Source organism: Pelosinus sp. UFO1 (genome assembly GCF_000725345.1).
In the GTDB taxonomy this organism is placed as follows: Bacteria; Bacillota; Negativicutes; order DSM-13327; family DSM-13327; genus Pelosinus.
Genome location: NZ_CP008852.1, coordinates 4,227,702 through 4,243,196, shown reverse-complemented (window position 1 = coordinate 4,243,196; position 15,495 = coordinate 4,227,702). Strand labels below are relative to the sequence as shown.

General features: G+C 40.3%; 12 protein-coding genes and 1 other RNA gene. 10 read left to right on the top strand and 3 right to left on the bottom strand.

Annotated features, from left to right (window positions below; translation table 11 throughout):
- The first annotated feature begins 15 nt into the window (after positions 1 to 15).
- On the top strand, positions 16 to 1,296 hold the full coding sequence (gene eno / locus UFO1_RS19965; RefSeq protein WP_038673676.1) for a phosphopyruvate hydratase: 1,281 nt from the start codon (positions 16 to 18) through the stop codon (positions 1,294 to 1,296).
- A 211-nt stretch (positions 1,297 to 1,507) separates the two neighbouring features.
- Here eno and UFO1_RS19960 read toward each other — a convergent pair whose 3' ends face one another.
- Positions 1,508 to 2,680, bottom strand: a complete 1,173-nt coding sequence (locus UFO1_RS19960; RefSeq protein ID WP_236639446.1) for a sugar diacid recognition domain-containing protein — start codon at positions 2,678 to 2,680, stop codon at positions 1,508 to 1,510.
- Positions 2,681 to 3,026: 346 nt separating this feature from the next.
- Between UFO1_RS19960 and UFO1_RS19955 the strand changes: the two genes are divergently transcribed.
- The 4 genes from UFO1_RS19955 (at position 3,027) to UFO1_RS19940 (ending at position 8,611) form a co-directional block, all read left to right on the top strand.
- Positions 3,027 to 4,166: a glycerate kinase gene (locus UFO1_RS19955; RefSeq protein WP_038673674.1), complete on the top strand. Its 1,140-nt coding sequence runs from the start codon at positions 3,027 to 3,029 to the stop codon at positions 4,164 to 4,166.
- 50 nt (positions 4,167 to 4,216) lie between these two features.
- Positions 4,217 to 5,971, top strand: coding sequence for a pyruvate kinase (gene pyk / locus UFO1_RS19950; RefSeq protein WP_038673673.1), 1,755 nt, complete (start codon positions 4,217 to 4,219; stop codon positions 5,969 to 5,971).
- A 266-nt stretch (positions 5,972 to 6,237) separates the two neighbouring features.
- Positions 6,238 to 6,468, top strand: coding sequence for a preprotein translocase subunit SecG (gene secG, locus UFO1_RS19945; protein ID WP_038673671.1), 231 nt, complete (start codon positions 6,238 to 6,240; stop codon positions 6,466 to 6,468).
- Between the two features lie 142 nt (positions 6,469 to 6,610).
- Positions 6,611 to 8,611 carry a sodium-translocating pyrophosphatase gene (locus UFO1_RS19940; RefSeq protein WP_038673670.1) on the top strand — a complete coding sequence of 667 codons (2,001 nt, stop codon included), beginning with the start codon at positions 6,611 to 6,613 and terminating at the stop codon, positions 8,609 to 8,611.
- Between the two features lie 175 nt (positions 8,612 to 8,786).
- Here the strand turns inward: UFO1_RS19940 and UFO1_RS19935 are convergent, their stop codons facing one another.
- Positions 8,787 to 9,365, bottom strand: a complete 579-nt coding sequence (locus UFO1_RS19935; protein WP_038673669.1) for a carbonic anhydrase — start codon at positions 9,363 to 9,365, stop codon at positions 8,787 to 8,789.
- A gap of 266 nt (positions 9,366 to 9,631) precedes the next feature.
- Here UFO1_RS19935 and UFO1_RS19930 point away from each other — a divergent pair, with 266 nt between their 5' ends.
- From UFO1_RS19930 to smpB, 4 genes are read left to right on the top strand one after another with little or no spacing between them, the layout of a single operon-like run.
- Entirely contained in the window at positions 9,632 to 10,375 is a 744-nt protein-coding gene (locus UFO1_RS19930) for a carboxylesterase (protein ID WP_236639445.1), read from the top strand.
- A 22-nt stretch (positions 10,376 to 10,397) separates the two neighbouring features.
- The gene (locus UFO1_RS19925) at positions 10,398 to 10,814 is read left to right on the top strand and encodes a PaaI family thioesterase (protein ID WP_038673666.1); all 417 of its coding nucleotides are present in this window, start codon (positions 10,398 to 10,400) and stop codon (positions 10,812 to 10,814) included.
- Positions 10,795 to 13,119: a ribonuclease R gene (rnr, locus tag UFO1_RS19920; RefSeq protein WP_038673664.1), complete on the top strand. Its 2,325-nt coding sequence runs from the start codon at positions 10,795 to 10,797 to the stop codon at positions 13,117 to 13,119. The genes UFO1_RS19925 and rnr overlap by 20 nt, the downstream gene beginning before the upstream one ends.
- 29 nt (positions 13,120 to 13,148) lie before the next feature.
- Positions 13,149 to 13,622 (top strand): SsrA-binding protein SmpB, encoded by a 474-nt coding sequence (gene smpB, locus UFO1_RS19915; protein WP_038673663.1) that lies wholly within the window; start codon positions 13,149 to 13,151, stop codon positions 13,620 to 13,622.
- 51 nt (positions 13,623 to 13,673) lie between these two features.
- Here the strand turns inward: smpB and UFO1_RS19910 are convergent, their stop codons facing one another.
- Positions 13,674 to 14,606, bottom strand: a complete 933-nt coding sequence (locus UFO1_RS19910; protein ID WP_038673661.1) for a DMT family transporter — start codon at positions 14,604 to 14,606, stop codon at positions 13,674 to 13,676.
- Positions 14,607 to 14,805: 199 nt separating this feature from the next.
- Between UFO1_RS19910 and ssrA the strand changes: the two genes are divergently transcribed.
- Positions 14,806 to 15,152, top strand: a transfer-messenger RNA (tmRNA) gene (ssrA, locus tag UFO1_RS24595).
- The last annotated feature ends 343 nt before the right edge of the window (positions 15,153 to 15,495 follow it).

The following is a 15,495-nucleotide window of genomic DNA, read 5'->3' as shown; positions in this document are numbered from 1 at the left end:
TGGAGGTTTCAATAAATGATTATTACAGACGTTATTGCAAGAGAAATTATGGATTCCCGTGGTAACCCTACAGTAGAGGTAGATGTAGTTTTAGAAGATGGTATCATGGGCCGTGCAGCGGTTCCATCTGGTGCTTCCACTGGTGTTCATGAAGCAGTTGAGCTTCGTGATGGTGACAAAGCACGTTACATGGGTAAAGGTGTATTAAAAGCAGTAGACAATGTAAACAATCGCATTGCAGCTGAAGTAGTAGGTATGAACGTATTTGATCAAGTAGGAATCGATGAAGCGATGATCGAACTTGACGGAACTGCTAACAAATCCGAATTAGGTGCAAACGCTATTCTTGGCGTGTCCATGGCAGTAGCAAAAGCTGCTGCAACTGCATTAGGATTACCATTGTACCAATATCTTGGCGGCTTCAATGCCAAAGAATTGCCAGTACCAATGATGAACATCTTAAATGGTGGCGCTCATGCTGACAATAATGTAGATATTCAAGAATTTATGGTTATGCCTGTTGGAGCACCTAGCTTTGCAGAAGCACTTCGTATGTGTGCTGAAGTATACCACACATTAAAAAGTGTATTAAAAGGACTTGGCTTAAACACTGCAATTGGTGATGAAGGCGGTTTTGCTCCTAACCTAAGTTCTAACGAGCAAGCTCTAGAAGTCATTGTAGAAGCTATCACAAAAGCTGGTTACAAACCAGGTGAAGATTTCTGCTTGGCGCTTGATGTTGCTGCATCTGAAATCTACAAAGATGGCAAATACAATCTTGCTGGTGAAGGCGTTATCAAAACTTCCGAAGAAATGGTTGAGTTCTACAGCCAATTAGTAGCTAAATATCCAATCATCTCCATTGAAGATGGTATGTCCGAAGATGACTGGGCTGGTTGGAAACTTATGACTGAAAAATTAGGCAGCAAAATTCAAATCGTTGGTGATGATTTGTTTGTTACGAACACAGAACGTTTAGTTCGTGGTATTGAAACTGGTACTGCTAACTCCATTTTGATTAAAGTAAATCAAATTGGTTCCTTGACTGAAACTTTTGATACCATTGAAATGGCGAAACGCGCTGGTTATACTTGCGTAATTTCTCATCGTTCTGGTGAAACAGAAGATTCTACAATTGCTGATATCGCGGTAGCTGTAAATGCTGGTCAAATCAAGACTGGTGCACCTACTCGTTCCGACCGTGTAGCGAAATACAACCAATTGCTTCGTATTGAAGAAGAATTGAGCGTAATTTCTCAATACAAAGGTCGTAAAGTATTCTATAACTTAAAATAAGCGATTTAAAAGTAAAACACCGAACTGACAGCAGCCTGCACTGTTGTTAGTTCGGTGTTTTTTATTTACGCAAGAGATATGTTTTTCTAGAAGAGAGTGAGGAAAGAACGTTTTTAACCACAGAGGCGCAGAGTGCGCTGAGAGGGATTTTTTAGCCCTATCTATCTTTTCTCTGCGTCTCTGCGGTTAAAAAGATACGCCGACGATTCTCTTATTCTTCAAAGAGTATTTTGCATAACATGGCGTGATTAAAGGAACTGCAGGGATCAAGTCCTGTCGTTTCTTTGAATTTTTTTAACCGGAATAATAAAGTGTTGCGGTGAATGTAAAGGTTTTTCGCGGTGGTGCTAATATTCATATTATTGTTTAGCAGGCTAACAATGGTATTTTTCATGTCATACCTACGCACTAGGTTACTTGTTAGCTTTGCTTTAATGACTTGCAGTGATTGGCATGTCTCGGTTATGTTTATTTTTTTTATCAGATAAGCAGACAGGATGTCAAAATCATGAATGGTAGCAAGAGTATTGTTGGAGTTAAGACTATTAAGGGCAAACAGGGCTTCTTGGTATGATTGTCCTAATGCTGCATAACTCATAACTAGGCTTCCGAGACCTAGGCGTAAAGCTATATTATTCTCCCGCAGCAATTGTAATAAATCAGATCCCCAGCTTTGATAATCGATTTCCCAAGTTTTGTGCTCAAAATGTTTAAGAACTATTAATCGATCCTCGATAAAAACAACTAAATCCTGAGCCGTAACATAAGGAGGAGCTGATATTAAATTTACAATATTTTCTCTAGCTCTAGATGATACTAGATCATTACAACCATAGTTTTTATGAGCAAGGTCGAGAATGGGCTGAATATCTATTACAAGTACTAGACGAGGTAAATCTAGCTCATATTTTAACAGTTTAGCCGTTTTCAATAATTTATCGTAATTGGTATTTGCATGATCTGATAAGAGTAAGGCTGCAAAATTTTCTCGTAATTGGTATTGAGATCGGACTTCTTCTTGCAGTGCTTCTTGTTCTATGATTAATTCAGTTACCATTTTTACCATTCTAGCTAGATCTCTAACTTTGTCAGGGTGACCAGATATCCCGACAACTCCGATCACTTGGCCATTTGATACAATGGGCATATTAAGGCCAGGAAGTGATCCTGTGTACTGATCCAGGTTGTCAGGAAATATTTCTACTATTTGCGCATTGTTAATTACCTCTTTTGCACCTTTATGGAAGGTGTTAATTCGGTGTTTTTGTCCGGACGCAATAATCATGCCTTGGCTGTCCATAATATTAATGTTCTGCCTAGCAATGGGCATGATGTTATCAACGATTGGTTGCGCTAGACTACTTGTCAGAAGCAATGTATTCACCTCAATTAGTAAAAATGTACAATGTGTATGATTATTTGAATCAATGATGTGGTAGGTAAAGGTGTAGTCTTTTTTGTGAAGCATGATTAGTATTAGTATCTTGTATCGATTATATCAAATTATGATTTTTTATTCATTAGATAATTTGTACATTATTTGCCCCAATCGAGAAGCAAATGTTATGTGTTTTTATAATTGTAATGGAAATGGATTTTACATAGAATAATAGTAGTAGTAGTCGATAGATAAGACTACGATTTACGTATAGTGTCCTCGTTGAATCGTAGTCCTGCTTAACCTAGAGATTTGGGGTTTAAAAAATCTAAGAATAGAAAGGTTGATGGATATGCGTATTGTAGTTGCTCCTGATTCTTATAAAGGCAGTGTATCAGCAGTGGGTACTGCTAACGCCATGGAGAAAGGAATTAAAGCAGTATTTCCTGAGGCAGAAGTCATTAAGGTACCAATTGCAGATGGTGGCGAGGGGACAGTAGAAGCTCTTGTTACGGCTACGAATGGACAAATGATATATCAAGATGTAATTGGTCCGCTCGGGCGTACGGTATCATCCTATTGGGGTATTTTGGGGGATGGCAAAACGGCGGTGATTGAAATGGCAGCAGCTTCTGGCTTACCCCTTGTTCCAAATGAAAAGAGGGATCCACGGGTTACGACTACCTACGGAACAGGTCAATTGATAAAGGCGGCCCTTGACAGAGGGCTGAAAAAAATCATAATCGGTATTGGTGGCAGTGCAACGAATGATGGTGGTTGTGGTATGGCGCAAGCTTTAGGCGGGAAATTTTTAGATGCTGATGGACAAGAGTTATCCTATGGGGGAGCCGCTCTAGCAAAATTGAATAGAGTTGATCTCAATGGTATGGATGCAAGACTTGCTAGTACAGTAATTATCGTTGCCTGTGATGTGGATAATCCCTTGTGTGGACCAAGGGGAGCAACGGCTGTATACGGTCCCCAAAAAGGGGCAAGTCCTGAAATGGTGGTTGAACTTGATGCGGCGTTGAAGAATTTCGCCAGTAAAGTGGGAGAAGCAACTGGTAAAAATATTGCAGAGCATCCTGGCGCAGGTGCTGCCGGTGGACTTGGTGCAGGTCTTTTGTTTTTTACCAATGCAGCTCTTAGGCCCGGTGTAGAAATTGTTTTGGAGACTACTGGATTTGAATCGTTAGTTAAATCTGCTCAGCTGGTTATCACCGGAGAGGGGCGAACGGATTTTCAAACTGCTTTCGGCAAAGCGCCAGTAGGGGTAGCTAAAGTGGCTAAGAAATACAATGTTTCTACTATCTGTCTTTCTGGTGGTTTAGGGCAAGGATACGAGGATGTACTAAAACAGGGGATAGATGGATTGATGAGTACAGTTCCCTGTCCGATGACATTAGAAGAATGTATCGAACAGGGAGCCGAATTTATTGAAATGGGAACAAAACGACTTTGTCAGGTCATCAAAGTAGGTATGGAAATATGAGGGGTTAAAAAAACTTTGTGCGTTATCTAGATAGAAAGGAAGAGTAATTCATGATAAAGAAAACAAAATTAGTTTGTACTATGGGGCCAAGCACTGGAAAACAAGAAATTATGGAGAAAATAATTGAAGCTGGCATGAATGTAGCTCGGTTTAACTTTTCTCATGGCAACCATGAAGAACATAGTGTACGTATTAATATGTTGCGGGCTGCCGCTGCAAAAAAGAATACTCCTGTAGCGGTCTTATTAGATACCAAAGGCCCAGAAATGCGTCTTGGTAATTTTGTCGAAGGTAAAGTTACCATTGAACAAGGACAAAAATTCATTTTAACTTCTAGAGACGTGGAAGGGACCAAAGAAATTTGTTCCGTCAACCATAGATTCTTGCCTCAAGAAGTAGCACCAGGCAATCAAATTCTTCTGTCTGATGGATTAATCTGTCTTGCCGTTGATAAAGTAGAAGGCGATGACATTTATACAACTGTTTTAAATACAGGCGTAATTGGCAACAGAAAACGTGTGGCAGCACCTGGCGTGTCTGTGAACTTACCACCTTTGTCTGAACAAGATGTGAAGGATGTATTGTTTGCTGCTAAAGAAGGTATGGATTTTATTGCTGCATCTTTTATCCAAAGAGCTGCCGATGTATTGACAATTAGAAAATTATTGGAAGAAGCCAATTCTGACATCCATATCATTTCTAAAATTGAAAATGCAGAAGGCGTAAAAAACATTGATGAAATCATCAAAGTATCCGACGGAATTATGGTAGCTCGTGGTGACCTTGGCGTAGAAATTCCTACCGAAGAAGTGCCTATAGTACAAAAAATGATTATCGAAAAGTGTAATAAACTAGGCAAACCTGTTATTACAGCAACACAAATGTTAGAATCTATGATTAACAATCCTCGTCCAACTCGGGCAGAAGCAAGTGATGTCGCTAATGCTATTATGGACGGTACTGATGCGATCATGCTGAGTGGTGAAACGGCTAGCGGAGACTATCCAGTAGAAGCAGTTCAAATGATGGCAAAAATCGCAATTCGCACCGAACAAGCTTTACAATATAGCGAAATGTTACACAATAAAGGTGTTTTAACCCAACGTACTACGACAGAAGCAATCAGTCATGCGACGGTACAAGTAGCTCATGAATTAAGTGCTGCATCAATTATTACTGACACGCAAACTGGATATACTGCTCGTATGGTATCAAAATATCGTCCATTATCCCATATCGTGGCTGTTACTCCTAATGAAAGAACAGTTCGTAAAATGCAAGTTATGTGGGGCGTACAACCTGTTCTACGTGCTACTGCAAAAAATAGTGATGAAATGGTTGGAAATGCCATTCAAAGTGCATTGGCGTCCGGTATTGTAAATGAAGGCGACTTAGTTGTCATTACTGCTGGCGTTCATGCAACTGGCACAGGAACTACGAATATGATTCGTGTACATGTTGTAGGTAATGTTTTGTTACGTGGCGTAGGGATTGGTCAATCAGCAGTAACTGGTAAAGTTTGTATAGCCCATTCTATGAAAGATGTAGAAAGCAAATTCAAACCAGGCGAGATTTTAGTAGTATCCAATGTAGACGAAGAAACAGCAAGATTTGCTGCTAAGGCATCTGCTATCATTGCGGAAGAAGGCGGATTGACTTCCCACGCTGCTATTGTTGGTATTAGTGCTGGCATTCCCGTTATTGTTGGTGTAGATGGAGCAACCGAACGCTTAACAGATGGTACTATTATTACTGTGGACGCAGCTCGTGGATTGGTATATCAAGGTGAAATTAACGCAAAGTAGTTTCGGTAAGGAAAAAAGGCTCTAGCAGTTAGAGTTAGCCATTGATAAAAAGGGCCACTAGTATAACCAAGAAAACACGGGATGATAGTAGATTATTTGCTGTTATCTCGTGTTTCTTTGTGCTTAGATAAAGAGAAATGAAGAGCAAAAGGAATTTTGTATTCAAAATACTGGAAATTTAAATAAAAAGTGGCTAAAATATTGTCAATTTCATTTTGATTATGATACAATAAAACAACTAAGAGTATAAGGGGGCTTTAATAAAATTGGTTACATTTTTAATGATTGTAGAAGCCATTATCTCTGTTGCCTTGATTGCCGTTGTTGTTTTGCAATCAGGTAAAGGAGGAGGACTAGCTGGATCTATCGGTGGTGGGTCTGATAGTGTATTAGGTGGTCAGAAAAAAGGTCTAGATGCTGCCTTATCCAAAATAACCATGTTTTTAGGAGCTTTATTTGCTATTGTCACTTTGACGTTAGTAAAAATAATGCATTAAAGTAAGCTTATACCGGGACATGCACAAAATTTTGTAGAAGAAATTAAAGCAGTACAATGTAGTATGTATATTATGCAAACCATGTAGCAAAGGCCTTTATTAAATGAGGAACATAATGTTCAACATAGGAGGAGACGTTATAATGGACTTATTGTATATTGCACCGATTGCTGGAATAGTAGCACTACTATTCGCAGCATATTTTATGAAAAGTGTGCTTAGTGAAAGTTCTGGTAATGAAAAAATGCAGGAATTGTCCCAAGCAATATTTGAAGGGGCAATGGCTTATCTAAATCGACAGTATAAGACGCTAATTCCTTTTACTGTCATTATTTTTGCCGTTTTGTTTTTTGTTGATGGCTATAAACTAGCAATATCCTTTTTAGTAGGTGCTGTATCTTCAGCAATCGCTGGTTATGTGGGAATGACTTCAACAACCAAGGCCAACGCTCGTACAACAGAAGCTGCTCGTCATAGTCTCAATAAGGCATTAAGTGTCTCTTTTAGAGCTGGAGCAGTTATGGGTATGTCAGTTGTCGGTCTTGGTTTATTAGGCGTGTCCGTACTATACATATTATTTCGTGATCCTGTTGTTATCAATAGTTTTGCTTTTGGTGCTAGCGCTATTGCATTTTTTGCCCGTATTGGCGGTGGTATCTTTACCAAAGCCGCGGATGTGGGAGCTGATTTAGTTGGTAAAATAGAGGCTGGAATTCCCGAAGACGATCCGCGTAATCCAGCTGTTATTGCCGATAATGTTGGGGATAATGTAGGCGATACAGCAGGCATGGGGGCCGACTTATTTGAATCTTACGGGGCAACTGCCATCGCTGCCATGTTAATCGGTAATACCTTGTATGGTGTGAATGGCGTATTGTTTCCTTTGCTGATCGGTGCCGCCGGAATATTTGCTGCGATTGTCAGTATTTTCTTAGTAAGAACAGGGGAAGATGGAGATCCACAGGCTGCATTGAATCGAGGCCTATGGGGCACAAATCTTTTGACAGCGATTATGGCTTATGGTTTGTCGACCATGGTTTTTGGAAACAAAGGTTTTGGTATCTTTGTTGCCATTGTCGCAGGCTTGGTGGTTAATGTATTGGTTGGTATGATTACGGAATATTATACTTCAAGTGATAAGCCGCCAACTCAGCGCATTGCAGAAGCTTGTCAAACTGGTGCAGCAACGAATATTATTGCCGGTGTTGCTACTGGTCTTAAGAGTACAGCGATTCCCATGGTTGTGTTTTCTGTAGCCATTTGGGTAGCTTTTAGTCAGGCGGGCATTTATGGGATTGCTATGGCAGCCATGGGGATGTTATGTACTGCTGGCATGGTAGTAGCAGTAGATTCTTTTGGACCCGTTGCAGATAATGCAGGGGGGATTGCCGAAATGGCAGAACTAGGCCCAGAAGTTCGTAAGACTACAGATAAGTTAGATGCGGTAGGCAATACGACAGCGGCCATTGCCAAAGGGTTTGCCATTGGCTCTGCTGCTTTAACAGCCTTAGCTCTCTTTACTGCCTTTGGCGAAGAAGTTGCTAAAAATCCAAAGTTATCAGAATTATTGGTTAACGGACATTTAGTCATTAATTTAACAGAACCTACCGTTATTATTGGTATATTCCTTGGCGCTACTTTGCCATTTTTAGTATGTGCTATGACGATGGAAGCAGTAGGAAAAGCTGCTTTTGAAATGATTGCAGAGGTTCGCCGCCAGTTTCGTGAAATTCCTGGTATCATGGAAGGCACTGGTCGCCCTGATTATGCGGCCTGTGTAGATATCAGTACCAAAGCCGCCATTAAAGAAATGTTGATGCCGGGCATCTTTGCAGTAGGCATGCCTCTCTTGGTTGGCTTTACTATGGGTGCGAAGGCTCTGGCTGGATTTCTTGCTGGAGCAACAGCTACTGGTGTACTGCTAGCATTATTTATGGCTAATGCGGGTGGTGCTTGGGATAATGCGAAAAAGTACATTGAAACAGGAAAGCATGGAGGCAAAGGTACACCTGCCCATGCTGCAGCTGTTATCGGTGATACGGTAGGCGATCCCTTTAAGGATACCTCTGGTCCAGCGATGAATCCACTCATCAAAGTAGCTGGAACCATATCTTTAATCATTGCCCCCTTGTTATTTTCATAAGAGAAAAGGTCATTCATCTTAAGGATGAATGACCTTTTTTACGGAATCGGAAAGGTTAACACTTCCTTGATTCCAAGTAAGAACGACTAAGGCTTCTGCCTGCGTCTGAGGACTTGGCCTAAGCCAAGTCTTTTCTTATAGTAATAATTTCTTAGTTCAAAGAAGTACAGCTTCATTATTTTGAAACTGCAAACTTATAGCCGTCTACCACCACTTTAAGTTCCCCTGTATGAGGGTTGAACATCAACCCATGTATAGGTACATCCTTAGGAATAAGTGGATTGCTGCGAATTTTGATGACCACCTTTTCAACATTATCTATAGGTTGGTGAAAATCATCTAACCAGTCTTCTAATTCTTTTTCTATCATCTTGATTGCATCTGGCGAAATTCCCCGCTTAAGCATTTTTTCAGTAAGCTTTTTTGATGTAGTGTGGGATACACCACAATCTAAGTGACCGATGACAATTACCTCTTTAACACCTAACTCAAAAATACCAACAATCAGACTGCGGATTGTTGCTTCAAAGGGACCTGTTACAGAATTACCTGCATTTTTTATTACTTTTGCTTCACCATGATTGATTCCCATTGCCGGTTCCAAGAAATCTACCAATCTAGTATCCATGCAGGTAAAAATGGCCAGCTGACGTTTTGGCAATTTATCAGTTACCGCATAATGGTAAATAAATTCATCGGATAAGTTCCCAACAAAGTCCTTGTTGGCTGCTAATACTTGATCTAAAATTTGCATAAGCTGTCCTCCTCTATTTGAAAAACGTAATATAGTGAGTTGAATTATTATAGAGTATGAAAAATATTGCCAGAAAATTATATAATTATGAAATAAAATTACAATAAATACTTCGACGAAAATATCTTTTTCTCCTGCTTCTAATTGCTATTGATAAGGTAGATTACCAGAAATCAAGTTTTATTTGTGGTATATAGAATTTTTATTCTTTAAAATGGTATAATTGTAATAATAGCATTTATTAGGGGGTTTGCTTTTTGGCCATAATGGAAGGAGCAGAACCGTTTTTTTTACCCGGCGGTGAGCAGGGCGTTTTGTTAATACATGGATTTACTGGTTCACCTGGAGAAATTCGCCTCCTCGGTGAGTATTTACATCAAAAAGGCTATACTGTCTTAGCTCCACGGCTTTGTGGGCATGGGGCAACGGTAGAGGAAATGTCTAAAACAAGATGGTCCCATTGGTATGCTGGTGTTGAAGATGGTTATCATATACTAAAGTCATTATGTAAATATATAGCAGTGGTAGGATTATCAATGGGAGGGCTACTGGCGCTAAAGTTAGGGTCAGAGTATCCAGTTGATTGCCTCGTGTCGTTAAGCACGCCGATTTACATTGTAGATAAACGTTTGGACATGCTGCCTGTGTATCGTGTATTTCGTGAATTTGTACCAAAAAAACGCAGGGTGTATGCTGGTATTAAACCGAAATATTCGGCGGGGTATAGTGCAACTCCTCTGAGTAGTTTAAGCAGTTTACTTGATTTGATTCAGCATGTTGATTCGCTTTTACCGAAAATAACAATTCCATTGCTTATTATGCAGGCTCGCTTTGAACATACTGTAGAGCCTAAGAGTGCAAGTCATATCTATGATAAAGTAGGTAGTAAAGATAAAAAGATAATTTGGCTGGAGAAGTCTGGACACATTATAACATTGGATGTTGAACGGGAACAGGTATTTGAAGAAGTTGCAGATTGGATTCTGCCCTCCAGAATAACAGAGTGCTAAAATAAGGATCGGAGTGATTGGAATGGATGAAAGCAATCAGTGGTGCTTTGCATGTGGTAAGGACAATCCTATCGGCTTAAAACTGGAATTTATCGAAGATGAGGATAGCTATAGTACAACCTTTACAGCAGGCCCAGAGCACCAGAGCTATGATGGTATTATGCACGGCGGACTTATCAGCACCATACTGGATGAAGTTATGGTCCGTTATCTTTATGCGAAAGGCTTCACCGCTGTGACAGCCCGTTTGGAAGTACGGTTTCGTCAACCAACACCAATCGGAGAGAAACTTACCATAAGAGCAACAATCCAATCCCAACGTGGCAAGCTATATGAGGTAAGGGGAAAAATGACACTGCCTGACGGGACTGTTACCGCAGAAGGTAAAGCCACCGTTGCAGTTGTGGAGGATACACATCATGATGATACTGAAAAATAGAATCCTAGAATTTATGAAGACAGAGGCTTACAAACCGTTAACGGCGGAAGAATTAGCAGAACACATGGAATTAAAAGGTACGGAGCTGGGGGAACTCTGGAAAGTTATTGAAGAGCTAGAAAACAATGCAGATATTATAAAAACTCGCTATGACAAATACGGTGTACCTGAACGTATGAACTTAGTAGTGGGTAAATTAAGTGCAAGTAATAAAGGGTATGGCTTTGTCATTCCTGAAAAAGTAAAATCGCCCGACGAAACGGATGTTTTTATTCCCCCAGATGGAATGATGAGTGCGATGCATCATGATCGAGTTGTCGCTCGCGTACATTGCCAAAGTGGGCACGGCAAGTCTCGGGACGGAGAAATAATTCGTATTGTACAACGGGCCAACCCTCGTATTGTTGGGACTTATGAGGCTAGTCGTAATTTTGGCTTCGTAACTCCAGATGATCTTCGTTTGGGGCAGGATATTTTTGTTCCGAAAGATGGAAAGACCATCGTAAAAAGTGGCACGAAAGTTGTAGTGGAAATTACCAAATGGCCAGAAAAAAAACGAAGTGCAGAAGGTAAAATTATTGAGGTGCTGGGTAATACCGGGGATACGGGTATTGAGATTTTATCAATTATCAAGCGACATAATCTGCCTATTGATTTTCCGCCTGAGGTAGAACAGGCAGCGGAGAAGGCCCCTGACACCATTAGTGAGGATGAAATTGCAGGTCGCAGAGATTTACGCCACTTGCCAATTATGACCATCGACGGAGAAGATGCGAAAGATTTGGATGATGGGGTATATGTTGAACGATTAAAAAACGGAAATTATCTTCTCGGAGTGTATATTGCGGATGTAAGTCACTACGTACGAGAAAATACAGTACTCGATAAAGAAGCCCGTGAGCGAGGAACCAGTGTATACTTAGTAGACCGGGTACTCCCTATGCTGCCACGTCGCCTATCAAATGGCATCTGCAGTCTTAATGCGGGAGAAGATAGGCTGGCAATGTCTGCCCATATGGAAGTCAATCATCAAGGACAAGTGGTGAAGTATGAACTCTTCCCCAGTGTTATTCGGGTAAAGAAACGGTTTTCTTATACGGTAGTGCGAAAGATCTTAGTGGAGCATGACGAAGAGTTAATCAGTGAAAATCAAGAATTGCTAAGCCAATTAGAAAATATGGAACGTTTGTGCCGTATCCTACGAGATCGCCGTATGCGCCGAGGGGCAATTGATTTTGATTTTCCTGAACTAAAAGTAAAACTAGATGAAACGGGTAAACCAATTGAAATTGTCAAACGCGTCCGTAGTTTGGCAGAATCCATCATTGAAGAGTTTATGCTGGTTGCCAATGAAACAGTAGCAGAACATATGCACAAATTAAAAGTTCCTTTTGTGTTTCGCGTACACGAAGAACCAGACTCGGAAAAAATGGTTAAGTTAAATAACTTATTACATAATTTTGGACAAAGTTTAGCAAAGGTAGATGAAGTACAACCTAGCGCCCTACAGAAAATTTTAAGCCGCATTTCGGGACGACCAGAAGAACGCATTATTAGCACCGTTATGTTACGTTCTTTGAAGCAAGCGAGATATGAATCGCAAAATTTAGGCCATTTTGGTTTGGCAGCAACTTATTATACCCATTTTACTTCACCGATCCGCCGCTATCCGGACTTAATTGTTCATCGCGTAATTCGCGAGACTTTTAGTACGGGAGATATATCAGCAAAACGGAAAGAAAAACTGACAGCAATGCTGCCACAAATTGCCTTACATTCCTCAGAAAGAGAGAGGGCAGCGGCAGAAGCAGAACGTGAAACAGTGTCTCTCAAGACAGTAGAGTATATGGCTCAGTTTGTGGGAGAACATTTTGATGGTATTATTAACGGTGTTACGGCTTTCGGTATTTTTGTGGAACTCGATAATGGAGTAGAGGGCCTAGTACGTGTATCCAGTATGGAAGATGATTATTATCAATATATTGAAGAACAGTACTCCTTAATTGGCGAACGCAGTCATAAGATATATCGTTTAGGTGATGCTGTTAAAGTGATTCTCGTTAGGGTAAGTCCAGAAGAACGTAATATTGATTTTGTTCTGGAAGCCAATAGTGCTTGGATTGAGCGAGCAGCGAATCGGAGGCCTAGCGGAGCTAGACCACAAGGGCAAGGTTCACGGGGACCAAAGAAAGATTCTTTTAGCCCTAGCAAAAAAACGGTATCGACAACCAAGAGTAAAGGTAATAAGCCAAAAGGCGGGGTAGCTAGAGCAAAACCGAAACGTAATAAATCAAAGAAAAAATAAAGAGAAAACGTAGTATCGAGGTGATTGTTTTGAAAGAAGCGACAGCAGGCATTAAAATTGTTGCGGAAAATAGAAAGGCTAGGCATGATTATCATATTCATGAAAGCTATGAAACAGGGTTGGTATTAACTGGCACAGAAGTAAAGTCTTTGCGGGCGGGTAAAGCGAATCTTAAAGATGCTTATGCAAGAATTGAAAAAGCAGAGCTTATGCTGCATAATGTGCACATTAGCCCTTATGACCAAGGAAACCGCTTTAATCATGAACCATTACGCACACGTAAGCTTTTGATGCATCGCAGTGAGATTGACAAATTGATTGGTAAAACCCAAGAGAAGGGTTATACTTTAGTGCCCCTAAAAATATATTTTACTCACGGTATGGCAAAACTGCAATTAGGCTTAGCCACGGGTAAAAAGAATTATGACAAACGTCAGGATGCAGCGGAACGGGATGCGAAACGAGAAATTGATCGTGCTTTTCGTGATCGACAAAGAGAATAAAAATCAGGCTCCGTTAATGGAGCCTGATTTTTATTTGTAGGTGAAAAAGGTTTATTGATCGGATGTCTGACAGGAAGCTACATTTAAGGTTCTATTATCCATTTTCTTATCTTCCGTACATAATTGTAAAAGCAATATGCTAGCAACGACCAATAGTCCGCCAAGACCTTGGAGGAAGGTAAGTTGTTCCCCTAGTACCAAAACCGATAATAAAACAGTAAGAACAGGTTCTGCAGTACTAATGATGGAAGCATTTGCTGCCCCAATTTTATTAAGACCGGCAAAGAATCCTAGAATGCCTACAATCGTGCCAAAAGAGGCTGTGCCAAGTAAGGCTAACCAACCCTGGAAGGGGAGGGTAAGAATAAGTTGATTGGTAGTGCTGCTATAGATAGTAAAAGCAAAAGCTGCGGCAGTAGAAACATAGGTGGTGGCTACTAATGGATGTACATTTTGTAATACTCGTTTGCCAATAATAATATAGCAAGAGTAAATGATTGCGCTGCCTAAACCTAGTATAATACCCAAGTGACTAATGCCAGTTAGCGAGACGCCCAGAATAAAAAAGAGTCCAAGGAAACAAATGGCAAGGGCAAGACCTTTTTGCCAACTAAATTGTTCATCACCAATGAGGAAGGAGAGGATGCTGACTAGGGTAGGATAGGTAAAGAGCAACATCTCTGACAAGGAAGCAGGTAAATATTGTAGAGATGCGGCAAACAACAAGGACATTGACCCATAGCCAACAGCTCCCATCAAACCTAGCTTGAGCGCTGTTTTTATCTTCACTTTTGGGGAAATATGAAGTAATTTTAGTAGCATCCACAAACAGAGTGATGCGAGGGCAAAGCGCATAGTAAGTATCGTAAGGGTGTTCGCTCCTGCTGCAAAGGCTAGTTTAATAAAAATTGCTAATGTGCTGAAGCCAGCAGCTGAAAATAATACTAACAATGCACCGAAATTTTGTTGACTCAGTAGAACCATCTCCTTTTAAATAGTATATTCCTGTTCCTAAAAGTAATCTCCTGCGAAAAGAAATAAAATGGAATTAAAAATGGTAATACTTATAGTTGGTGGAATTAGAAGTTATATGATATAATAAATAAACAATGATAAATAGGGAGATTATATACGTTGAAGCGTACGTAGATAATTTCTTGCCTAAGATCATATTGTTGAAATCGGGGGCGTAATGGTTTCGACAGGGGTGGTTGTGGCATAGGTAGCGAGCCGGGATTCCATCAGCCCGTCAATACGGTGGAAAGTTATAAATGCAAACAACGAATACGCTTTAGCAGCTTAATGCTAACGTTCTACCGTCCCTCTTCCTGTGGGGAAGGCTAGGACGTCACAATGCAGGATACCTGAGGTCTAATTCTCCGCGGACCAACTGGGAAATTTTAAAGAGATAGCGCCAGCGAAGCTTGTCTGTAAGCGTCAATGGGGCGAAATCTAAAATACAGAATGCGCTCGGAGAAGCCTATGTAGTGATGCCTTTGGACAGGAGTTCGATTCTCCTCGCCTCCACCAATTGAATATCCCCTCCACCTAGTATAGATGTGACTGGAAGGATAAAATGGCCAATTGGCCAAGATATGCTTCCTTTTTAGTTCGGTCATTTTATCCTTCCTTTAAAATAATAAGTGATGTGCCGGATGTTGTACCTAATACTTCGCAATATTGGAATTTAACATGTTATAAGATAATGGAGAGGCTAATCGGAAATTGGGTTCACAATTGGGCATTTCAAGTAAAGAATTAGAGATTTGCAAATTTAAACATATAAATGTCGATGTTAGTCAAAGAAAAAGCAGTGGTTAGAACTGAAAAGTTTTAATCACCGCTTTTTTTATTGTAATTTTTTTAAAAAAGT

Coding starts and splice junctions, on each gene's coding strand:
- UFO1_RS19910 (WP_038673661.1), bottom strand. CDS start 14,606: ATGGTTCTACTGAGTCAACAAAATTTCGGTGCATTGTTAGTATTATTT.
- UFO1_RS19925 (WP_038673666.1), top strand. CDS start 10,398: ATGGATGAAAGCAATCAGTGGTGCTTTGCATGTGGTAAGGACAATCCT.
- eno (WP_038673676.1), top strand. CDS start 16: ATGATTATTACAGACGTTATTGCAAGAGAAATTATGGATTCCCGTGGT.
- UFO1_RS19940 (WP_038673670.1), top strand. CDS start 6,611: ATGGACTTATTGTATATTGCACCGATTGCTGGAATAGTAGCACTACTA.
- UFO1_RS19935 (WP_038673669.1), bottom strand. CDS start 9,365: ATGCAAATTTTAGATCAAGTATTAGCAGCCAACAAGGACTTTGTTGGG.
- rnr (WP_038673664.1), top strand. CDS start 10,795: ATGATGATACTGAAAAATAGAATCCTAGAATTTATGAAGACAGAGGCT.
- pyk (WP_038673673.1), top strand. CDS start 4,217: ATGATAAAGAAAACAAAATTAGTTTGTACTATGGGGCCAAGCACTGGA.
- UFO1_RS19930 (WP_236639445.1), top strand. CDS start 9,632: ATGGAAGGAGCAGAACCGTTTTTTTTACCCGGCGGTGAGCAGGGCGTT.
- UFO1_RS19955 (WP_038673674.1), top strand. CDS start 3,027: ATGCGTATTGTAGTTGCTCCTGATTCTTATAAAGGCAGTGTATCAGCA.